Here is a 20,049-nt window from a genome sequence, read left to right on the forward strand (position 1 = left end):
GCACGTCGACGCCGGCCGCGGCGCCGTGGGGCGCGACGATGACCGTGCATCCGGTCGCGGCTTCGCGGTTTGTCCAGTGGCCGAAGGAGAACCCTTCGACATCGGTTATGGAAATCGGCTCCAAAGAATCGCTCATGGTCAACTCATTTCTCAACAGGCTCAGCGGGCGCGGAAGGACGGATGCAGAGAGGGCCGGATTGCGTCAGCTGCCGGTCGCCAAGGCGTAGCGGCGGATGGCTCGGACGGTCTTGGCGATGGGGAGGCCCACGACGTTGTAGAAGTCGCCATCGATGCCGCGGACGAGCAGGCGTCCGCCGACGCCCTGGATGCCGTAGGCTCCCGCCTTGTCGAGCGGCTCGCCGCTCGCGACGTAGGCGTCGATCTCCTCATCGGTCAGGTCGTAGAAGGTCACGTCGGTGACGTCGACGAACGAATGGGGCGCGCGGGCGCTGTCGCCGGCGACGATCAGGCATACGCCGGTCGCCACCTGATGGGTGCGCCCGGACAGCTCGCGCAGCATGCGGTGGGCGTCGGCGGCGTCCGCAGGCTTTCCCAGCAGCTCGCCGTCGATGGCGACGATGGTGTCTGCGGCGACGACCAGCTCGCCGGGCTCGGCGACGGTGCCCGCGATGCACGCGGCCTTTGAGACGGCCAGGCGCTCGACCAGCTCGAAGGGCGTCTCGCCCTCACGCGGCGACTCGTCGATATCCGCGGGGGCGACCCGGAAGTCAAAACCCGCCTCGCGCATGAGCTCGATGCGGCGCGGGGATTGCGATGCCAAGATCATGGGCGCGTCCTAGAGCTGGATGCCCTGGCGGACCTTGTCCACCGCCACGTCGCCCGCGATGTCGCCGAGAACGGCCAGGGCGAAGGGGAGCGCCTGCCCCATGGCCGATGCCGTGATGATGTTGCCGTCGACCACAACGGTCTTGGGACCTGCGAAGGTGCCCTCCGGGAAGGTCTTCTCGTAGCCGGGGAAGCACGTCGCGCGGCGCCCCTCGAGCAGGCCGAGCTCGCCCAAGATCGAGGGCGCGGCGCAGATGGCGGCGACGTGCTTGGTCGCGGCGAACTCGCGGACCAGGTCGCATACGCGCTCGTCGGCGCGCAGGTGGGCGGTGCCCGGCATGCCGCCCGGCAGCACGATGTAGTCGAACTCGGCGAAATCGATCTCGTCCAGGGTGCAGTCGCAGGTGACGGAGATCTGCTGGGCGGTCACGACATCGCGCGTCGACATCACCGACACCAGGGCCACGCGCACCCCGCCCCTCCTCAGCACATCGACGATGGTCAGGCACTCGATGGTCTCGAAGCCATCAGCGGCAAGAACGGCAACGGCGGACATGATGCATCCTTTCATCGGGGATATTGACTGTTTATACCCTGTTTCGCGCGGGCGAGTATGGGGGTGCGGCAACGTTGGGGGAGCGTCCGGCCACCGGGGACCCGGGCGCCCCTAGGCGCGGGTGAGATGGGCGACCGTCTCGCAGTGGAACGTCTGCGGGAACAGGTCGACCGGCGTGGCGGAGACGACCTTGAAGGTGCCCTCGTCGAGGAAGCGCCGCAGGTCGCGCGCGAGCGTGGCGGGGTCGCACGAGACGTAGGCCACGTCGCGCACCGACGTGCCCGCGATCAGGTCGATGGCGGCGGGGTCGAGTCCCGCGCGCGGCGGGTCGACGACGAGCACGTCGGCGTCCTCGTCGGGGAACTCGCGCACCGCGTCGCCGCCGATGGGGTCGACGTTGTCCAGTCGTGCGATCTCGAGGTTACGGCGCAGGTCACGGATGGCGGGGCCGTAGGCCTCGACGGCCGCCACGTAGGCGCAGCGGCGGGCGAGCGGGAGGGTGAACGTGCCGGCTCCGCAGTACAGGTCGATGGCGACGTCGTCGGCACCGGGGTCGAGCGCGTCCATGACCAGCTCGATGAGGATCTCGGCAGCAGCGGTGTTCACCTGGAAGAACGAGGGAGCGGATAGGCGCATCTCGCCGTCGGCGATTTTCTCGGTCCACGAGCCCTCGCCTGCAAGCGCCTCTACGCCGGCGACCTTGCGAGCGCGCCGGTCGCCCTTGGACATGACGCGCACGACGCTCGTGGGGTGTACGGCGTCGGTGAGCACGCGCGAGACCTGGGCGCGCGGGAAAGCGCCGGTGGGGGTCCACAGCGCGATCTCGAGGGCCTTGGTCCTGCGGCTGGCGCGGATGCCGACGCGCTCGAGGCCCAAATCGCGGGAATTGCCGAGATAGGACAGGGCGCCGGCGACCGCCTTCACCGCGCGCGGGTACTTCTTCTCAAAAAGCGGGCAGCTGTCCACCTTGATGATCTGGTCGGGGTCGACCCCGTGCATGCCGAGGCGGAAGCGGTTGTTGTCCCACGAGGGCGCAAGCTCGACCTTGTTGCGGTAGCCCCAGGCGTCTTTCGCATGGCGGATGGGCCTGACGATCGCGTTGACCTCCTCGTCGGAGAAGCGGCCGATGCGCCGCAGCGTCGAGCGCAGGTTGCCCTCCTTGGCCGCGCGCTGGGCGTCCATCGAGAGGTTGCCCCATGGGCAGCCGCCGCAGATGCCCACAAAGGGGCAGGGCGCCTGCACGCGCTGGTTCGAGGGCTCGAGGATCTCGGAGACGACGGCGCGGTCGAACGAGGAGCCCGTGCTCACCACGTCGGCCTCCACGACGTCGCCCACGACACCTCCCGACACGAAGACGGCCTTGCCGTCCTCGGTGCGCGCGAGGCCGTCCGGGCCGTAGGTCATGCTGTCGACGGTGAGTTTCATGAGGGAACCTTCCATTACGTGATATGTGCTATGCGCAGCTTAGCGAAAGCGCTGGTAGATGTCGACGGATTCACGAGCCGACCACGGATTTGCCCGCCCTGTTCGCGTCATCGGCGCCTCCCCTCGGTCTCGATGGGTTGAAGCGAACCCGTCCCCAACGAACCCATGGGTGCCAAAACGAGGCCGCCCGCGCGGGGGAGCGCACGGGCGGCCGATGCGGTGCGGAAAGCGGGCTTATCGCTAGCGCATGTCGCGCTTCTTCTGCTTCAGCTCCTTTTTCTGCTGCTTGAGGGCCTTCTTCTGCTGGTCGAGCATCTGCTGGCGCTGCTTTTGCTGCTGCTTCTGCTGGCGCAGGGCCTGCTTGCGCTGCTTGTTCTCGATCCGCTGCGCCTTGAGCATCTGGTCCTGCTGGCGCTGCTGGATGCGCTGCAGCCTCTCGGCCTCGCGCTCATGCTCCTGCTTGCTGCCGAACAGCAAGGTCTTGAAGCCCATGCCGATGAGCGCGAAGCCCGTGGCGACGCGGCCGATGCGGCGGATGACGATGGTCTTCGTGCCGCCGTCCTTCTCGTCGAGATCCTCGTCGGCCTCGTCGGCATCCTCCTGCGGGTCGATGATCGTGGCCTTGACCGACGTTGCGCGCGGCTGCGCGGGCTCAGGTTCGGGCTCGGGCTCGAAGGCGGGCTCCGGCGTCGGCCTGTCTCTTATACACATCTAGAGGTGTATAAGAGACAGGTTATGTCCGGCGTCATCGGAACCGCCAGACCGTCACGGTCACGACGGCGGTGCCCGCGGATATTCAATGCTCTTTTGCACAGTGTGGATAGATTTGACTCCATATATGCCGCCTAGCTGCGGCCTCCTCCATAGAAGTCCCGGTACCTCAGCGTACCGGGGCACTCCATGGCGCGACCGAGCACCATCGCGGCCTTCTCCATGGCGCCTGACGGCGGGTTGGCGATGACGCTGAACAGGTCGAGCCATCCCTTCAGGTCGGCGCGGTCGAAGCCCTTGTGGGCGTCCAGGAACGACTTCAGCAGGAAGTGCAGCCGGTTCACGTCCGCCAGCGGGTTCTCCCGGTCGGGCAGGCTCTTCAGCCGCCTCGAGTCGTACTCGACGCTGGCGAGCCCGAGCTCGCGGACCAGGGCGCGGTGGGACTTCTCCTTGTCGTGCAGGAGCGTCGAGCCCCGCGCGACGTGGCCCGAGTAGGCCGCGAGCGCCCTCCGCGCGCTCGGCTTGCCCCGTCCGCACGGCTCGAAGGCGGACCGGCCCCGGCCGTCGGTCGCGACCGCGATGCACAGCTTGTTGCGCGACAGGCCCCGCTTGAGGGAGCCGTCGGCGTTGCGCTCGGCCTCCGCCGCGGGGACCGGGTAGTACGTCTCGTCAATCTGGACGCGCCCGGAGAGGACGGTGCCGTCCTGGATCCCGTCGAGCACGAGGAAGAGCTTGGCGAGCCACCAGGGCGGGGTGGTCGGCGACCTGCGGTTCGAGCGGGCTATCTCGCGGACGCTGTCGAAGGAGAGCAGCTGGATGACGAACTCGCACCAATCCGAGACCGGCACCTTGCGCCCCTCGAAGATGGTCCCCGTGGCGGGCGTGAACGTCCTGCCGCAGGACCGGCAGGCCCAGCGCCTGACGCCGCGCGAGTCGAAACCGTCGCGCACGATGTCGGGCGACGCGCACCGCGGGCAGGATGCCCGCTCGTACCCGTTGAGGAACTCCGCGTCCCCGGCGGTCGGGGCGTGCCTGGCGGCGTAGGCCTCGCGGTGGGCCCGGGCGACGAGCGCCTGGGCGGGCGTGACGTCCGATTCGGGGACGCCGTCCCACGGCGTCGCGGACGCCGAGGGCATCTTCTTCCTTGCGCGCATGGTGGTGGTCCGATCCCGTCCCGCGGGATGCCGCGCGATCCGGACCACCACGTCGCGAGAGCGCGGCACCCCGCGGGACGCTCTCGCGGGCGTGCTATGTCATCTCGGATTATACGACCGAGGCAGTCGGGACGGCGAATCTATCCACACTGTGCAAAAGATCATTTTTTCTATTTTGCTGTCAGCCAACCCGGATGAGGGCGCCCGCCTTGGCCGTCATGTCCGCATCGGCCGCCCATGACGCGGGCGCCAAGGTCCCAAACGCCTCGAATACGGCCTCAACAGGGTGAGCGGCGGCGGCGCGGCGGGCCTTCGGGCCCAATCGCGCGGCGCCGCTACAGCAAAACAGAAATTTCTAGCCACTTTCGCCGGAAGAGGGTGCAAACGGGGCGGCGCAGGAACCGCGGGCTCGGCATCGGACCCTACCCGAGGGCGGCGAGCGCCTCCGGGAACGGGGCCAGGCTTCGGCGCAGGATGCCGTGCATGTGTGCGATGGCCACGCCGTAGTTCGTCATGGGCACCCCCGCCTCGGCGGCCGCGGCCTGGCGGCTGCGCATCTCGCGCGCGTTCAGCATGCACCCGCCGCAGTGCACCACCGCGTCGAAGGCGGACAGGCCCTGCGCCTGCGGGAACTCGGTGCCGCTCGTGAATGCGAAGTCGAGCCTTGCGCCCGCATGCTCCTGCAGCCAGCGCGGCATCTTGACGGTCCCGATGTCCTCGCATTGGCGATGGTGGGTGCACCCCTCGCTGATGAGCACCCGGCTGCCCTCATGCAGCCGATCGAGCGCGGCGGCGCCGCGGACCGCCTCCACCAAATCCGCCTTGTAGCGCAGCATCAGGATGGAAAACGACGTGAGCGGCACCCGCTCGGGTACGGTACGGGCGACTTGGCCGAACACCTGCGAGTCGGTCACCACGAGCGCGGGCGGGCGAACGAGCGATCCGAGCGCGTCCTCGAGCTCCGTCTCGCGGCACACGACCGGCAGGCAGCCGTGGTCGAGTAGATCGCGAATCGTCAGCTGCTGGGGCATGATCAGGCGCCCCTTGGGTGCCGAGGCGTCGATGGGGCAGACGAGCACCACCGCAGAGCCCGTGTCCACGAGGTCCGCGACCACACAGCGCTCGCGCGCCGACGGCGTCGCCATATGCGCCAGGCGCTCCTTGAGCGCGTCCACCCCCGCGCCCGTCTGGGCGCTGACGGCGATCGCATGCTCCGCGAGGTCGGTATCGCTCGCGGCAAGCGATGCCAGGCCCTCGCGCGCCTGGGGCACGTCGCACTTGTTCCACGCGATGGCAAAAGGGACCTGCCGCGCCCGAAACTGGCCGATCAGCTCGCGGTCCGCCCTTGTGAGCCCGCGCCCGCCATCGACCACGAGCACCGCGATATCGCAGCTCGCGAGCATGCGGCGCGCCCGCTCGACACGCTTTTGACCCAATTCGCCCTCGTCATCGATACCGGGTGTGTCGATGATCACCACCGGCCCCAGCGGCAACAGCTCCATCGCCTTCTTGACCGGATCGGTCGTGGTGCCGCGCACGTCGGACACCACGCAGAGCTCCTGCCCGGTCACCGCGTTCACCACGCTCGACTTGCCGGCGTTGCGCACGCCGAAAAACCCGATATGCACGCGCTCCGCCGAAGCGGCGTCGTTCAGCCCCATGTCGCCCACCTCTCTCGTCTTTCACCACGTCGTATACGGACGGGAACTCCGCCCCCCCGGCGACACCGCGACGCCGCCGGTGCCGCCCTAAAACCTGAAATCGCGACGGTTGGAGTTGCGGATGTCCGCGATGTGCTCGGTTGCGATCGCGCGTGTCTTGTCCTTGGGGATGCGCCCCAGCTCTCGCTCGATCAGCGGCCAGCCGACCGCGGCGGTCTCGGGAGACGCGTAGTCGACCAGATATTCGGCGAGCGTCATGAGCGCGTTGGGGTGGCAGCAGTTCAGGATCTGCCCGCTCTTGCACAGGCTCATGAAGCGGTCGCCGGTGCGGCCCTCGCGATAGCACGCCGTGCAGAAGCTCGGGATATGGTCGAGCTGCATGAGCCAGCGCACCACCTCGTCAAGCGAGCGCTGATCGGACACGTCGAACTGCTCCGAATCGTGCGGACGGACCTCCTCCTCGTATCCGCCCACGCTCGTGCGCGAGCCGCCCGAGATCTGCGAGATGCCCAGCTCCAGCGCGCGGGCGCGCACGGCCTCGTTCTCGCGCGTGGAGATGATCATGCCCGTGTAGGGCACCGCGATGCGGATGCACGCGATGATCTTGGCGAAGATGTCGTCGTCGATGCCGTTGTCGAACTCGTCGGGATCGATATCGTCGGCGCGCTTCAGGCGCGGCACGCTGATGGTGTGCGGCCCGACCCCGTGCACCGCCTCGAGGTGCTCGGCGTGGCAGAGGAGCCCGGCGAACTCGTAGCGGTATTTCTCCAGGCCGAACAGCACGCCCAGCCCCACGTCGTCGATGCCGCCGTCCATGGCGCGATCCATCGCCTCGGTATGGTAGTCGTAGTCGTGCTTGGGTCCTGTCGGATGCAGCTCCAGGTAGCTCTTCTTGTCGTAGGTCTCCTGGAACAGGATGTAAGTGCCGATGCCCGCGTCTTTGAGCATGCGGTACTCCTCCACCGTCGTGGCCGCGATGTTCACGTTCACGCGGCGGATGGCCCCGTTTTTGTGCTTGATGGAGTAGATGGTGTCGATGCACTCCAGGATGTACTCGATGGGGTTCATCTTGGGATCCTCGCCCGCCTCGATGGCAAGGCGCTTGTGGCCCATGTCCTGCAGGGCGATGACCTCGCGACGGACCTCGTCCTGCGTGAGCTTCTTGCGCGCGATGTGCTTGTTCTTGGCGTGATACGGGCAGTACGTGCAGCCGTTCACGCAATAGTTCGACAGGTAGAGCGGCGCGAACATCACGATGCGGTTGCCGTAGTAGGCCAGCTTGATCTGACGCGCGAGCTCGAAGATGCGCTCGTTCAGCTCGGGGATGTCGCAGGCGAGCAGCACGCTGGCCTCGCGGTGGTTCAGCCCCGCGCACCGGTACCCGTTGCCGGATCGGCGCGGCTTCGCCTTCTCGAGCAGGCTCTCGATGAGCTCCCTGTTGTGCTTGTTGGCCTCCGCGTAGTCGAGCGTCTCGCGGATCTCACCATCGTTGATGAACTCCTCGGCATACCGGGAGCCCAGATCGAACTTCGCCATATGTTCCTCCCCTTCGCGGTCAGGCGAAAAGCCTTCCCTCTCAGATTCGTGCGCGGCAGGCGATTGCCGCGAAAGCGGTTAGTCGGCGCTTCCCTCGCGCCCCGCTTCCATGCGACGCTTTGCGTCCCCGCGATCGACCACCACGCGATAGCCGATCGCCTCCATGCGCCGCGACAGGTCGGCCAGCCCCTCGGCAGCCTCGCTTCCGGCGCACGCCTTATTATCATACAGCTCGTACTTTTTTCGAACGTCGGTCGGCGAAAGGTTGGGCATCACGACGTTCGCGCCCGCCTGCATCCCGCGCTCGCGGCCGTGCGGATCGATGGTGCCGAGGGCCGTCGTGGCGGGCAGGAGCAGCTCCGGACCGATCAGGCGCAGAAGGCTCAGCAGATAGCAGGTCATATCCGCCGTGCCCGCGGGTTCGTGCGCGAACGGCGTCGCATGATGCGGCACGAACGGCCCGATGCCGACCATCGCCGGCTGGAACTCCTCGATGAACTTGAGATCCGCCGCGAGCGTGGCCGGCGTCTGGAAGGGAGACCCGACCATGAAGCCGCATCCCACCTGATACCCGATGTCCTTGAGGTCGCGCAGGCACGCCATGCGGCGGTCCCATGAGAGGTCCGCCGGATGCAGGCGCGCATAGTGCGCGGGGTCCGCCGTCTCATGACGCAGCAGGTAGCGGTCGGCCCCGGCATCGAAGAGCGCCTGGTAGCTGTCGCGATCCCGCTCACCGAGCGAAAGCGTGAGGGCGCAGTCGGGGTGTGCTTGCTTGATCGATGAGACGATGCCGCACGCGACCTCGTCGGTAAACGCCGCATCCTCCCCGCCCTGCAGCACGAACGTGCGGAACCCGAGCTCGTATCCGGCGTCACAGCAGGCAAGGATCTCCTCGGCATCCAGGCGGTACCGCTCCGCCATGCGATTCGAACGGCGCAGCCCGCAGTACAGGCAGTCGTTTTTGCAGTAGCTCGAGATCTCGATCAGCCCGCGGATGTAGACGTCTGTGCCGTAGACCTGGGTGCGCAGCTCCACGGCGCGCTCGGCGGCATAGGCGGCGATCTTTGGCGTGAACCCCTCGACTAGCTCCTCGTATTCCTTGAGATCCAAGCGATGCTCGACCGCAAGCCGGTCGATGAGCTCGCGGGTCCGCGCGGGAGCGCTATTCCGCATCGGCGCCGTCCCCCTCGGACACCACGTTGGAATACAGGGTCTTGACGCTGACGCCCGGCAGGGCGCCGATCTTGCCCGCCAACGCCGACGTCTTGTCCTGCGGGGCGTCGAGCGCCACCGACATGACGCTCACCTGACGCTGACGGTACGGCACGCCCATACGCCCGATCACATAGCGGCGGTACTCGTGCAGCAGCTCGTTGAGCTCCTCCACCGCGTCCATGTTCTCCACGATGATCCCCATGATGGCGACGCGTGTCTTCTCCATTGGATCCTCCGCTCATTTGCTTCGTGTTGTCTGACAGCGCGATTATACCCATGCCGCCCCCCTGCGGCGGGCTGTCGGCCATCGGACGTGGGAGTGCGGATGCCGGGAATGCCCGGCGCACCCGGCGCCATGACCCCGACAATATGTATAACCGCAAGATGTACCCAAAAGTCCCTTTTTTGTTTCGTCACCGGTGCCTTGGCGATGCTTCTAGAGCAGAATGCCCGTCATATGGGTATCAGCACCATAAGAATCGTGCGAGGGGAGGCGCCATGAAACCCCGTCCACCGCAGCAACGTCGAAAAACCGCCGTTATCGCCATCATCGTCGCGGCCGTCGCGCTGGCCGTCGTCGGCATCGGGCTTACCCGGGGATTCCTCCTGCCGGGCGGCCCGCCTCGCCCCGCATTGAAGGCGACCGAGCTGACCCGCGCGAACAGCGGAGGCGCTCCCGCCGTGGACGGCCCCCATGACGACCAGGGCGCCCGCGCCCTCGCGGGGCTCGGGATCGCCTCCTGCAGCAAGAGGACGCCGTTCAGGCGGCGGACAACGCCCTCGTCTCCCCCATCTCGATCGCAAGCGCTCTCGGCATGACGGCGAACGGGGCGGAAGGCGCCACGAAGGAGCAGATGGAGTCCGTGCTCGGCATCGAGACGGACGCGCTCAACGAATACCTTGCGGCCCTGCGGCTCGACTCCCCCAGCGAACCGGAACAAGAAGGCGACCCCGCGCTTCGCCTCTCAAACTCGATCTGGCTGCGCGATACGCCCGAGCTCGACGTCGAGCAGTCGTTTTTGGATGCCGCCTCGGCGTGGTACGCAGCATCGGTCTTCAGCGCCCCCTTTGACTCCTCGACCGCACACGACATCAACGAATGGGTCGGCTACGGGACCGACGGCATGATCGACCGGCTTCTCGACGAGGATAAGCCGCTTCCCGAAGACGCCATGCTCTACCTCATCAACGCGCTGGCCTTCGAGGGCGCATGGCAGGACCCCTACAGCGACGCATTCGTTGAGACGGCACCTTTTACCTGCGAGGACGGATCCCAGCAGCGCGTCGACCTCATGTATAGCTACGAGGACACCTATCTCGAGGCGGACCTTGCAAACGGGACGGTCGCCACAGACGGACAGGCCTCCGCCGCGATTCCGGACGCATCGCGCATCACGGGCTTCATGAAGCGCTATCAGGGCGGGACCTATGCGTTCGCGGCGCTGCTGCCGCCCGAAGGGACCACGGTCGCCGACACGGTCTCGCGCCTGAGCGGCGAGGTGCTTGCCTCCATGCTCGAACAGCCCTGGTCGACACCGGTCGATGCCTACCTGCCCGCGTTCAGCTACGATTACAGCACCGATTTGGCCGAGTCGCTCAAATCCCTCGGCATGACCGACGCGTTCGACCGGTACGTCGCGGACTTCTCCGGTATGACGGAGAGCATGCCGCTCCACATCTCGAAGGTGCTGCACAAGACCCATATCGACGTCGATCGCAAGGGAACGCGCGCCGCCGCCATCACCTCGGTGCAGATGGAAGCGGGGGCGTCCGCCCCGGGAGAGCCGGTCGAGCCGAAGACGGTGCGCCTCGACCGCCCGTTCATCTACCTGATCGTCGACACGCGGACCAACACGCCGCTGTTCATCGGCACATACCTGCATGGCGATGAAGGCGCCGCCTGATTCGACCCGCACCCTTCGCCCCGCGGCCCTAGTGGGAACATGGGCGAACACGGCCCCGTCCAACGCGTCCCAAAACGTATCAGCCCCCGTGTCTTGCATGGGACACGGGGGCTGGTTTCCTAGTTGAACTTGAAAATCTTGCTCGCAAGATGGTATGCACCGATGGTCAGCTTGTCGCCGGCGCGCGTGGGAAGGTTCGTCCCTACGCCCAAGACGCCGTATCGCGCGTGGCGATACATCCGCTCGTCATAGGCCTTGAGGTCATGCCACAGCTCGCGGATCCAAGTCTTGGCCTCGGGGTTGTCCGAAAGCTTGGAGAACACCGAGCAGATGGTCATCATCATGGTGAAGTAGTGCATCATGTACGAGCGCAGGCGCGCGGGCTCCACGTCGTCGTAGAGATGGTAGGCCTCCATCATGATGCGCGTGATGCGGAACTGCTGGTCCAGACGCCTGACCATCGTGGCCTCGTTGACGCTTTGGCCCTCGCGGCCGATGAAGTACCGGTACAGGTCGATATCGGCGTAGTAGAGCGTCTTGCAGCGCGGCAGGGGCACGTACGCATAGATGTTATCCACGTAGAACGTGTGCGCGGGAAGCGGGAGATCGGCCTCGCGCAGCACGTCGGTACGATAGCACAGGCTGTGCATGAGCAGGTTCTGGTCGGGGCGGAAGCGTCCCACCTCGTCCCACGAGAACACGCGCTTGCGCGGCAGCGCCGAACGGTAGCTGATCGCCGTATGCGTGCCCTCGTGCAGCTTCTCGTACACGTAGTTCGAGATGAACAGGTCGACGCGGTTGCCGCGCTCCTCGAAACCGCGCAGGATCGTGAGCATGGTCGACAGCGCGGACGCATCGAGCCAGTCGTCGGAGTCGACCACCTTGTAATAGGTGCCCGTCGCCTCGCGCAGGCCGGAGAGGACGGCGATGCCGTGACCGCCGTTCTCCTGATGCACCGCGCGGATGATGCCCGGGTAGCGGGCCTCCCACTCGTCGGCCTTGACGGGCGTCTCGTCGACGCTGCCGTCATCGACGATGATGATCTCGACGTCGGACGCATAGCTGGACCCCTCCAGGATGGAGGAGATGCAGCGATCCATATCTCCCGCCGCGTTGAACGACGGGATGCCGAACGTGATGACCTTGTGCGAAGCGCTCTTAGGCATGGCAGGCAATAATCTCATCCGACAGCGTGAGGGCGGAATCCGTCACGGCGTCCATGTCGTAGTAGCGGTACTCGGCCAGACGGCCCACCGGGTGGAAGTTCGTGAGGTTCACCACGCGGTCGAGATAGCGCTCGTACAGGGCGCGGTTCTCGGGATCGAGGATCGCGTAGTACGGCGTCTGGCCGCTTCCGGGCTCGTAGGAGTGGCTGTACTCCTTCATGATGGTGGTCTTGCCGGGCACGACCTGGCCGGTCATGTTCTTGAACTCGGTGATGCGCGTGAAGTCCTCGCTCGTGGTGTAGTTCACGGTGCCTACGGGCTGGTACTGGTCCATGTCGAGGGTCTCGAACTTCATGTCGAGCGTGCGGTACGGCAGCGCGCCGAGGTCGAGGCCGAACAGCTCGTCGAGCGGGCCGGTGTAGACGATCTCGCCGCCGTAGACCTTGCCGCAAACCGACACGGTCGTCTCGCCGATCTCGAAGATGTCGCGGGCGTCGACGTCGCAGAACACGTCGATCAGGTCATGGTCGAGCATGTTCTCGAACATATGGGTGTAGCCCTTGGCAGGCATGCCCTGGAACGGGGCCTGCGGGAAGTAGCGATCGTCGTCGCCGATGAAGATGGGCACGCGACCGGTCACCGACGGGTCTATCTGGTCGGGCGTCTGGCCCCACTGCTTCATGGTGTAGTGCAGGAAAACGTTCTCGTACACGTAGTCGGCGACCTCGACGAGCTCGGGGTCGTTCTTGGCGCGCAGCTCCATGATGGGGACCTTCTTGTCCTCACCGAAGGTCTCGACGAGCTTGCGGTACAGCTGCTCGCCGCGCTCCTCGCCAAACGCGAGCTTCAGGCTCTTGTGGTTGAACGGAACGGGCATGAGGGTGCCGTGGATGTTCGCAAGGACCTTGTGCTGATAGTCGGTCCACTCGGTGAAGCGCGACAGGAAGTTGTGGACGCGCTCGTTGAACGTGTGGTAGATGTGCGGACCGTACTCATGGATGAGGATGCCCGCATCGTCCAGGCAATCGTATGCGTTGCCGGCGATATGGTTGCGCCTCTCGAGCACGGCGACGCGGAAACCAGAGGTCTCGGCCAGGCGGCGAGCGCACACCGCGCCTGCGTATCCGGCACCCACGACGATCATGTCGTACGAATCGGGATTGAACGTCTCAGGTAGACCAGACGTGATCTGCATCGAAGCTCCTTGCAAATAAGTCCCTATACCAAAAAACACTTGCAACGCATCTCGCGGCAAAATGTTTCAAGGATTATAGCGCTCAAATCCTATAATGAACCTTGCCACACAAGGAAAGCTCAACACGCTAACAATCGTGCTGGGCGCTGTACATGAGGAGAATCATGAGCGATTTCCTGAACCGTATGAAGGCCGCCGCCAAATCCGACCTCAAGACCATCGTGCTCCCCGAGGGTGAAGACCCCCGCACCATCGAGGCCGCCAAGAAGATCGTCGAGGAGGGCCTGGCGAAGCTCGTCATCCTCGGCAACCCCGAGGAGATCGACATCGAAGGCGTGACCGTCATCGATCCGACGAGCGCCGACGCCCCCAACCATGAGGCCTATGCGCAGAAGTTCGCCGAGCTCCGCGCCAAGAAGGGTGTCACCATCGAGCAGGCTCGCGCCCAGATCATGGACGCCACCTACTACGGCACCATGATGGTCAAGATGGGTGACGCCGACGGCCTGGTCTCGGGCGCCTGCCACTCCACCGCCAACACCCTGCGCCCGGCGCTGCAGATCCTGAAGACCGCCCCGGGCACCAAGCTCGTCTCCGCCTTCATGGTCATGTGCACCAAGACTCCCGAGTTCGGCGCCGACGGCACGCTCGTGTTCGCCGACTGCGGCCTGAACATCGACCCGACCTCCGACGAGCTCTCCGAGATCGCCATCGCCTCCGCGAACTCCTTCAAGACCTTCATGGGCGACGTCGAGCCCAAGGTCGCCATGCTCTCCTACTCCACCATGGGCTCCGCCGGCGGCGACACCGCCAAGAAGGTCCAGGAGGCCACCGCGTTCGCCAAGGAGAAGGCGCCCGAGCTCGCCGTCGACGGCGACCTGCAGCTTGACGCCGCCATCGTGCCGAGCGTCGCCGCGCTCAAGGCTCCCGAGTCCACCGTCGCCGGCCACGCCAACGTGCTCGTGTTCCCGAACCTTGAGACCGGCAACATCGGCTACAAGCTGGTCCAGCGCTTCGGTCAGGCCGAGGCGTACGGCCCCATCCTGCAGGGCATCGCCAAGCCGGTGAACGACCTGTCCCGCGGCTGCTCCGCCGACGACATCGTGGGCGTCGTCGCCATCACCGCTGTCCAGGCCCAGATGGCCGAGTAGCGCACCGCACGACTCGCACTGACCAGCGCCCCGAGAGCTTGCTCTCGGGGCGCTTTTTCTTTTGGGGACGCCGGCTTCGCTGCCGACAGCTCGATACGGGTATCGCCGCCCATTCGTTCATGAATGAGTGACGACTTGAGCCCGGGGTGTCGGTCGGCCTCCTGTCCGCGCCCGCCGACCGCCCTCAAGCAGGAAGCGGCCCCGACCGGACCCCCGCGAAGGAGTGAATACGAGTTTGTCATTGTTTTTGAGTGCCATCTCGCCACACGCGCTGCACCCCTCGACATTTCCGCAGAATTCAACTGGGGAAATGTCGAGGGGTGCGGCGCATGTGCAGAAAGGGCACTCAAAAACAATGAAAAACTCAACCTATGACCCTTATGGGTTTTATTTTGAGCAGATTATAATGCATTATCGAGACGTATCGAGACGGAAATATGCAGTCTGCGCCACGAGAGCTCTTCAGTCGGCTTCCCGACCATCGGCCTTGGCGTTTTACGCACGTCGCAACAGGCTGAACACGCAATATCGAGTACGGTCATCAAGCTGGATGAGCGCATTCGTTAGCGCACCGGTCGCCATTGGTGCACGGCATTCCGATCCTGCGGACCTGTCGGCATTCTGGCACGTAGAATCATCGATAATGCTCGCGACGCGCCCGGTGCGCGTCCGCATCGTCCAATACGGAAACGAGGTCGATTTCATGAAACTCAAAGACGGATTCGTGCTCCGCGAGGTCGCGGGTTCTTTCATGGTCGTCCCCGTGGGCAAGCGCACCGCCGAGATCCCCGGCGTCATCGCCCTGACCGAGACCGGCGCCGTGCTCTGGAAGCTCCTTGAACAAGGAGCCACCGAGGACAAGCTCGTTTCCGCCCTGCTCGACGAGTACGAAGTCTCTGCTGACCAAGCCGCCGCCGATGTGCATTCCTTCATCGAGAAGGCGGGTGCCCAGGGTCTGCTCGAGGAGTAGCGCATGGACTCCATCGAGGAGCTCACTTGGCATGGGCTCAATGATGAGCTCTGGCTCAAAGCCCGTCGTGAATGCCTTCCCCTGTCGGGAACGTTCGAGCTGCTCCCTTTGTGCAATTTTCGGTGCCGCATGTGCTATGTGCGTCTTGACGCCGAGAAGGTCGAGCAATTCGGACGCATCCGCACAGGAAAAGAATGGCTCGACCTTGGACGTCAAGCTCAGCAGGCTGGCGTGCTCTCACTCACCCTATCTGGAGGAGAGCCGCTCTTGCACCCAGACTTTATGGAAATCTATACCGGCCTATCACAGATGGGATTCATGGTCTCAGTTCTCAGCAACGGCTCTCTTGTCACCGACGAGCACCTGAAACTGTTCACCGAGTATCGACCCACCCGTATCCGATTCACCCTGTACGGTGCCTCGAATGAAACCTATGAGAGACTCTGCGGGGCACCCAACGGTTTCGACCGCGTCATGAGCTCCATAAGGAGGCTGCTCGATGCCGGCATGCCGTTATCGCTTTCGTTCACCGAGACGCAAGAGAATGTCGACGACTTCGACGATGTCATGGCCATCGCCAAACAGCTCGATATCCCTCTTATGGTCTGCACCGATCTCGACAACCCGGTACGCGGAGCCGTTAGCGATGCCGCAAATCTTCGCGTTCCCCCACAAAACCAGCGCCTACCTCAAGATGACGAGCGGCTTCAAACGGCACGAGCGAATCACCTGATCAAACAAGCGCAGAAAGAAGGCCTTCTTGACGGTCTTTTCAGCGATTGCAAGCCGTATCGAACGAGCTTCTTTGTCACATGGAACGGCCACATGGAAAACTGCGGATCTATGTCGTATTGCCGCAGCGCCCCTTTTGAAGATGGGTTCATGGCGGCATGGGCCGATATGCACGATAAGCTATCCCGCCTGCAGCTTCCTCAACCCTGCAGGACGTGCCCCTCTCTTCACTTCTGCACCGCATGCCCGGCAAAACGGGATGCGGAGACCGGAAGACCCGATGGGATTCCCCGACGATACTGCGAGGAAGCCCATTGGTGGCAACAGCAATCATTCCATACGTAACTAGGAGGTGAGCATAGATGAAGAAAGACTACACCGCTCCCAACATGGCGGTCCTCGAGGTCCGCGCAGACGAGCGGTTCACCGCCGAATGCGGCCCTGTCAAGGAATTCGGCAACGTTGGCGATACGGTTAACCGCTGCACGATCACCCATGGTGGTCCCCAGTACATCCCGAATAACTCCTAGAAGCGTGTCCGGGAAATCAAAACCGTCCGCACATTCAACCTCAGACGGTTTTCAATTGAGGTCCGCAGGGTTTCTGGCATCCATCGCAATGCCTCCTGTGGACCTCTCCTGAGCACACTGGTTTATTCCAGCACTATCCTTCGTTCACAACAGTATCGAGTTGTCCATTATTGCAATAGAAGCTTCATAAAATGAGAGCCTAGCATCCTGCTGGAACCAAAGATTACGCGGGAGGCGAGACATGGGACAACTCAAAGCGATGGGCTGGAAGGGCTTCAGCGGTGACATGTGGGCCAACGCCCGCAGGAACTGCATACCGATTTCCGGCACGTTCGAGCTCACCCCGCTGTGCAACTTCCGTTGTCGCATGTGCTATGTGCGCTTGGATGCCAGCGAGGTCGCCCGGCATGGTCGACTTTTGAATACCGAGGAATGGCTCGATATCGCCACCCAGGCGATGGAGCTTGGCACCTACCACCTCACCCTCACCGGCGGCGAGGTGCTCACACGGCAGGACTTTCCGGAACTCTATCGCAAGCTTATCGAGAAGGGGCTGTTGACTTCCGTTCTGAGCAACGGCTCGCTGGTTGACGACGCGATGGTCGAGCTCTTCCGCACATACGCGCCGACCCACCTCCGCTTCACGCTCTACGGATCGTCCAACGAGACCTACGAGCGCCTCTGCGGCATCTCGGACGGATTCGACCGCGTCATGGCATCGCTGAAAGCGCTCAAACGCGCCAAGGTGGCGTTCTCCCTCGCCTTCACGGTGACCACGGAAAATGTCAACGATACGGAAGCCGTGCTGGATATTGCGGAATCCCTCGGGGTCAACATCGGGGTCACCGCAAACCTGCTCCCTGCCGTGCGCCACGCGAAAAGCGACGCCGAAACCCTACGTCTGTCTCGAAGCGAGGAGCCCCGGATCACGCGGCCCATAGACAACTATCGCCCCAATCCCCTCGGAACCCATCGGCATGAGCTGGCAGATGACCTGTTCAGATGCTGCAAATCATATAGAACGTCGTTTTTCGTTGACTGGAACGGTCGGATGGAAAGCTGCGCGTTCATGAGCGGTCACGGAGCGAACCTGCTGAACGAACCGTTTGAGCTCGCATGGAAACATCTTAACGACCGCCTTTCGTCCCTCATCGTCCCCGAAACGTGCCGCGCTTGCCCGGCATGGGAGCGATGCCCGATATGCCCGGGAATGCGCCAGGCAGAAACAGGGTCGGCGAATGGGATTCCTTCCAGCCGGTGCGAAGAGATTCGCGCCCAGCTGAGGAATAGCGAATGTACATGCGATCCCAAGGAGGTGAACTGCAATGAAGAAGACGTACGTGACACCGGAGCTGGAGCTGTTCTCGGTTAGGCCTGACGAGCAGATTGCCGCTACCTGCATGTGGGAGAACAACGGCTATGACCCAAGCGCCCCCGGAGGAGCAAGCGGCTACGACTGCTTTATGGGAAGCGATCCGGGTCTTAACTACGGAATGCAGGGCTCATGATCAGACGGATCAGGCCGTCCGCAACACGCATGCGGACGGCCTGATGCATCCGCATAGGGGATGCCCAGACGATTGCCTGCTATTTCCGAAGCGGCTTCGATATCGACGTGTGCAGGTGGACGAATTCGCGGCAGTCGTCCTCCCAGCGCAGCACCGCGGTGACATATTCCGTGTACCTGCAGGGCGCCTCGCCTTGATAGCCGTCTTCGAGCTCGATCTTTCCGGCGACGACGCGCAAAGGGCCGCTCGGGACCGTCTCCTCGAAGCACTCGTCGACGATCTTGAAGCCCCTAAACGAATCGCGGCGCGCAATATAGACCTCTTGCGCTTGAGCGCGGTCGAGGCACGACTCCTCCTCCGCCAGAGCGATCCAAATGAAATCTTCCGCAGTCGCACCGACAAGCCAGTCGAGCCCGTCGCCTTCCCACAATGCGTGAACGAACGCGCTCGTCATCTCGGTTGGAGACCGATGTGCCAGTGGTACCCGCATGCCGCCCCAATAGTTCCATGCGCATGCGACGCGCACGCCCGTAGACAGGCGGCCGCAAGCGCCTCCCAACAAGACGGCCCGCCGCACAACGCAAGCACTGAGACTCTGCGGTACAAACGGGCCGCCCTCTTTCCATCACTTGGAGTCATTGTAACCTACGTTTTTCTTCCCATTGCAATGATTGGTATTAATTTGCGGCAAAAGGCACTATTTTTAGCTTACTTCAGCCTTACAAAACCATGATGTTCGCGAAACAATGCGCCGCCCTGAAGCGGTCGATCATGCAAGCACGCCGCATCCATTTCAAGGTTTCCGCACGAATGCAACGCAAGACCCCTTGCTCGTCAATGCACGAGCAAGGGGTCGGGATGCACATATCGAATCGCTCAGCCGGCAACCGGTTGATTACCGACCGTCCGTCTCACATGGGTCATCGAGCTGCCCCAAGTTCCGCTGGGAGACCCCCCCCCGCCTATCACTAATTGGCGAAGCTGCTCGATCTTCTCGCGCACCTTCATCGACCTGCGGACTGGTATGGGGATCTCCACGCCGCCGGTCAGGCGGACCGAATCGGCATCCCACGAGATGACATGCAGGATGTTCGCGATGCTTCCGCGCCGCACCTCAAAGAACCGGTCGGCAGGGAACTTCTTCGACAGCTCGCCGATGCCCTGACGCGCGCGCAGGGTCTTGCTCAGGCAGTGGATCATCGTGTATTGACGGTCCGCCTCGAGATACACGACGTCGAACGTGCGCAGCACATGGGTCGCGCCGCCGATCTCGCGCACCTCGATGCTCTCGCGATCGCTGTACTGGCTCGCGAGCATGCGCACGTAGCGATACGCCTCGCGTGAGAACCCTACCGGAAAGTACTCCCCTTTCCTCGAGATCGTCACCGGATTCGACATGTGCAGATGCACGATCTCGAACGGCTGGTCGCCGACGAGGTCGCGCAGGATCACCGTCAGGCGCTGGCGCGACCCGAACGCCGAGCCCATCTCGGGATTGTTAATGCCGTAGTACCATCCCGTCACGACCGTGACGCCGCCCTCCGAGGCAATCGCCTCATAGCTCTCATCGACGAGCACGACCTCGGGCGTGCTCTGGCAGATGTTGCGGTACAGGTCGACCGACTCGTCCCGATCGAGCCGGTACTGGTCCTCCTGGGCCGCAATCCAGACGAAGTCCGCGGCGAGGACCTTCTCGAAAAACGCGAAGTCGTTACTCCAGAACCTGTGCATGAATTCACGGACGAACGACTCCGCTGCGCGACAATGCTTTGCCGTATCCATCTTCATCACTCCCGACCTATCGTGTCGACTACAGTTTCCCACCTTTACTCCCCTGTTCGCTGCACAG

At 63.9% G+C, this 20,049-nt stretch carries 20 protein-coding genes; 7 read left to right on the forward strand and 13 right to left on the reverse strand.

The genetic code is table 11. The annotated features are described in order from the left end of the window. Nucleotides 1–202: 202 nt before the first annotated feature. From BN3789_RS06175 to BN3789_RS06215, 9 genes are all read right to left on the reverse strand, one after another. Complete coding sequence (locus tag BN3789_RS06175) at nt 203–787, reverse strand: Maf family protein (protein ID WP_066831814.1); 585 nt, start codon at nt 785–787, stop codon at nt 203–205. Between the two features lie 9 nt (nt 788–796). After that, on the reverse strand, nt 797–1,342 hold the full coding sequence (locus BN3789_RS06180) for a DJ-1 family glyoxalase III (RefSeq protein WP_066831816.1): 546 nt from the start codon (nt 1,340–1,342) through the stop codon (nt 797–799). Between the two features lie 111 nt (nt 1,343–1,453). Next, on the reverse strand, nt 1,454–2,767 hold the full coding sequence (gene rlmD / locus BN3789_RS06185) for a 23S rRNA (uracil(1939)-C(5))-methyltransferase RlmD (protein WP_066831818.1): 1,314 nt from the start codon (nt 2,765–2,767) through the stop codon (nt 1,454–1,456). A gap of 240 nt (nt 2,768–3,007) precedes the next feature. Continuing rightward, nucleotides 3,008–3,478: a hypothetical protein gene (locus tag BN3789_RS06190; RefSeq protein WP_066831820.1), complete on the reverse strand. Its 471-nt coding sequence runs from the start codon at nt 3,476–3,478 to the stop codon at nt 3,008–3,010. A gap of 134 nt (nt 3,479–3,612) precedes the next feature. Beyond that, nucleotides 3,613–4,614 carry an IS1/IS1595 family N-terminal zinc-binding domain-containing protein gene (locus tag BN3789_RS06195; RefSeq protein ID WP_066828416.1) on the reverse strand — a complete coding sequence of 334 codons (1,002 nt, stop codon included), beginning with the start codon at nt 4,612–4,614 and terminating at the stop codon, nt 3,613–3,615. A gap of 440 nt (nt 4,615–5,054) precedes the next feature. Continuing rightward, nucleotides 5,055–6,293, reverse strand: a complete 1,239-nt coding sequence (hydF, locus tag BN3789_RS06200; RefSeq protein WP_066831824.1) for a [FeFe] hydrogenase H-cluster maturation GTPase HydF — start codon at nt 6,291–6,293, stop codon at nt 5,055–5,057. Nucleotides 6,294–6,380: 87 nt separating this feature from the next. After that, entirely contained in the window at nt 6,381–7,829 is a 1,449-nt protein-coding gene (gene hydG / locus BN3789_RS06205; RefSeq protein ID WP_066831826.1) for a [FeFe] hydrogenase H-cluster radical SAM maturase HydG, read from the reverse strand. Nucleotides 7,830–7,907: 78 nt separating this feature from the next. After that, nucleotides 7,908–9,002, reverse strand: a complete 1,095-nt coding sequence (gene hydE / locus BN3789_RS06210; RefSeq protein WP_066831828.1) for a [FeFe] hydrogenase H-cluster radical SAM maturase HydE — start codon at nt 9,000–9,002, stop codon at nt 7,908–7,910. Beyond that, nucleotides 8,992–9,270: a TM1266 family iron-only hydrogenase system putative regulator gene (locus BN3789_RS06215; RefSeq protein ID WP_066831830.1), complete on the reverse strand. Its 279-nt coding sequence runs from the start codon at nt 9,268–9,270 to the stop codon at nt 8,992–8,994. The genes hydE and BN3789_RS06215 overlap by 11 nt, the downstream gene beginning before the upstream one ends. Nucleotides 9,271–9,784: 514 nt before the next feature. Here BN3789_RS06215 and BN3789_RS06225 point away from each other — a divergent pair. Continuing rightward, on the forward strand, nt 9,785–10,948 hold the full coding sequence (locus BN3789_RS06225; RefSeq protein ID WP_079989145.1) for a serpin family protein: 1,164 nt from the start codon (nt 9,785–9,787) through the stop codon (nt 10,946–10,948). A 119-nt stretch (nt 10,949–11,067) separates the two neighbouring features. Here the strand turns inward: BN3789_RS06225 and BN3789_RS06230 are convergent, their stop codons facing one another. Both BN3789_RS06230 and glf read right to left on the reverse strand, forming a co-directional pair. Then, nucleotides 11,068–12,114, reverse strand: coding sequence for a glycosyltransferase family 2 protein (locus tag BN3789_RS06230; protein WP_187119124.1), 1,047 nt, complete (start codon nt 12,112–12,114; stop codon nt 11,068–11,070). Continuing rightward, nucleotides 12,107–13,309, reverse strand: coding sequence for a UDP-galactopyranose mutase (gene glf, locus BN3789_RS06235; RefSeq protein WP_066831839.1), 1,203 nt, complete (start codon nt 13,307–13,309; stop codon nt 12,107–12,109). The genes BN3789_RS06230 and glf overlap by 8 nt, the downstream gene beginning before the upstream one ends. A gap of 164 nt (nt 13,310–13,473) precedes the next feature. Between glf and pta the strand changes: the two genes are divergently transcribed. From pta to BN3789_RS12675, 6 genes are all read left to right on the forward strand, one after another. Next, nucleotides 13,474–14,460: a phosphate acetyltransferase gene (gene pta / locus BN3789_RS06240; protein ID WP_066831840.1), complete on the forward strand. Its 987-nt coding sequence runs from the start codon at nt 13,474–13,476 to the stop codon at nt 14,458–14,460. A gap of 703 nt (nt 14,461–15,163) precedes the next feature. Then, complete coding sequence (locus BN3789_RS06245) at nt 15,164–15,430, forward strand: PqqD family protein (RefSeq protein ID WP_066831981.1); 267 nt, start codon at nt 15,164–15,166, stop codon at nt 15,428–15,430. A 3-nt stretch (nt 15,431–15,433) separates the two neighbouring features. Next, entirely contained in the window at nt 15,434–16,507 is a 1,074-nt protein-coding gene (locus BN3789_RS06250) for a radical SAM protein (RefSeq protein WP_066831842.1), read from the forward strand. Between the two features lie 17 nt (nt 16,508–16,524). Beyond that, nucleotides 16,525–16,692 (forward strand): hypothetical protein, encoded by a 168-nt coding sequence (locus BN3789_RS12670; RefSeq protein ID WP_154018721.1) that lies wholly within the window; start codon nt 16,525–16,527, stop codon nt 16,690–16,692. A 259-nt stretch (nt 16,693–16,951) separates the two neighbouring features. Next, entirely contained in the window at nt 16,952–18,064 is a 1,113-nt protein-coding gene (locus tag BN3789_RS06255) for a radical SAM protein (protein WP_161938979.1), read from the forward strand. Next, complete coding sequence (locus BN3789_RS12675) at nt 18,018–18,200, forward strand: hypothetical protein (protein WP_147569587.1); 183 nt, start codon at nt 18,018–18,020, stop codon at nt 18,198–18,200. The genes BN3789_RS06255 and BN3789_RS12675 overlap by 47 nt, the downstream gene beginning before the upstream one ends. A gap of 79 nt (nt 18,201–18,279) precedes the next feature. Here the strand turns inward: BN3789_RS12675 and BN3789_RS06260 are convergent, their stop codons facing one another. Next, the gene (locus tag BN3789_RS06260) at nt 18,280–18,690 is read right to left on the reverse strand and encodes a hypothetical protein (protein WP_066831846.1); all 411 of its coding nucleotides are present in this window, start codon (nt 18,688–18,690) and stop codon (nt 18,280–18,282) included. 386 nt (nt 18,691–19,076) lie between these two features. Next, nucleotides 19,077–19,982 (reverse strand): LytTR family DNA-binding domain-containing protein, encoded by a 906-nt coding sequence (locus tag BN3789_RS06265; protein WP_161938980.1) that lies wholly within the window; start codon nt 19,980–19,982, stop codon nt 19,077–19,079. Nucleotides 19,983–20,049 lie beyond the last annotated feature (67 nt).

The organism is Collinsella ihumii, from assembly GCF_900046475.1.
GTDB classification, from domain to species: domain Bacteria; phylum Actinomycetota; class Coriobacteriia; order Coriobacteriales; family Coriobacteriaceae; genus Collinsella; species Collinsella ihumii.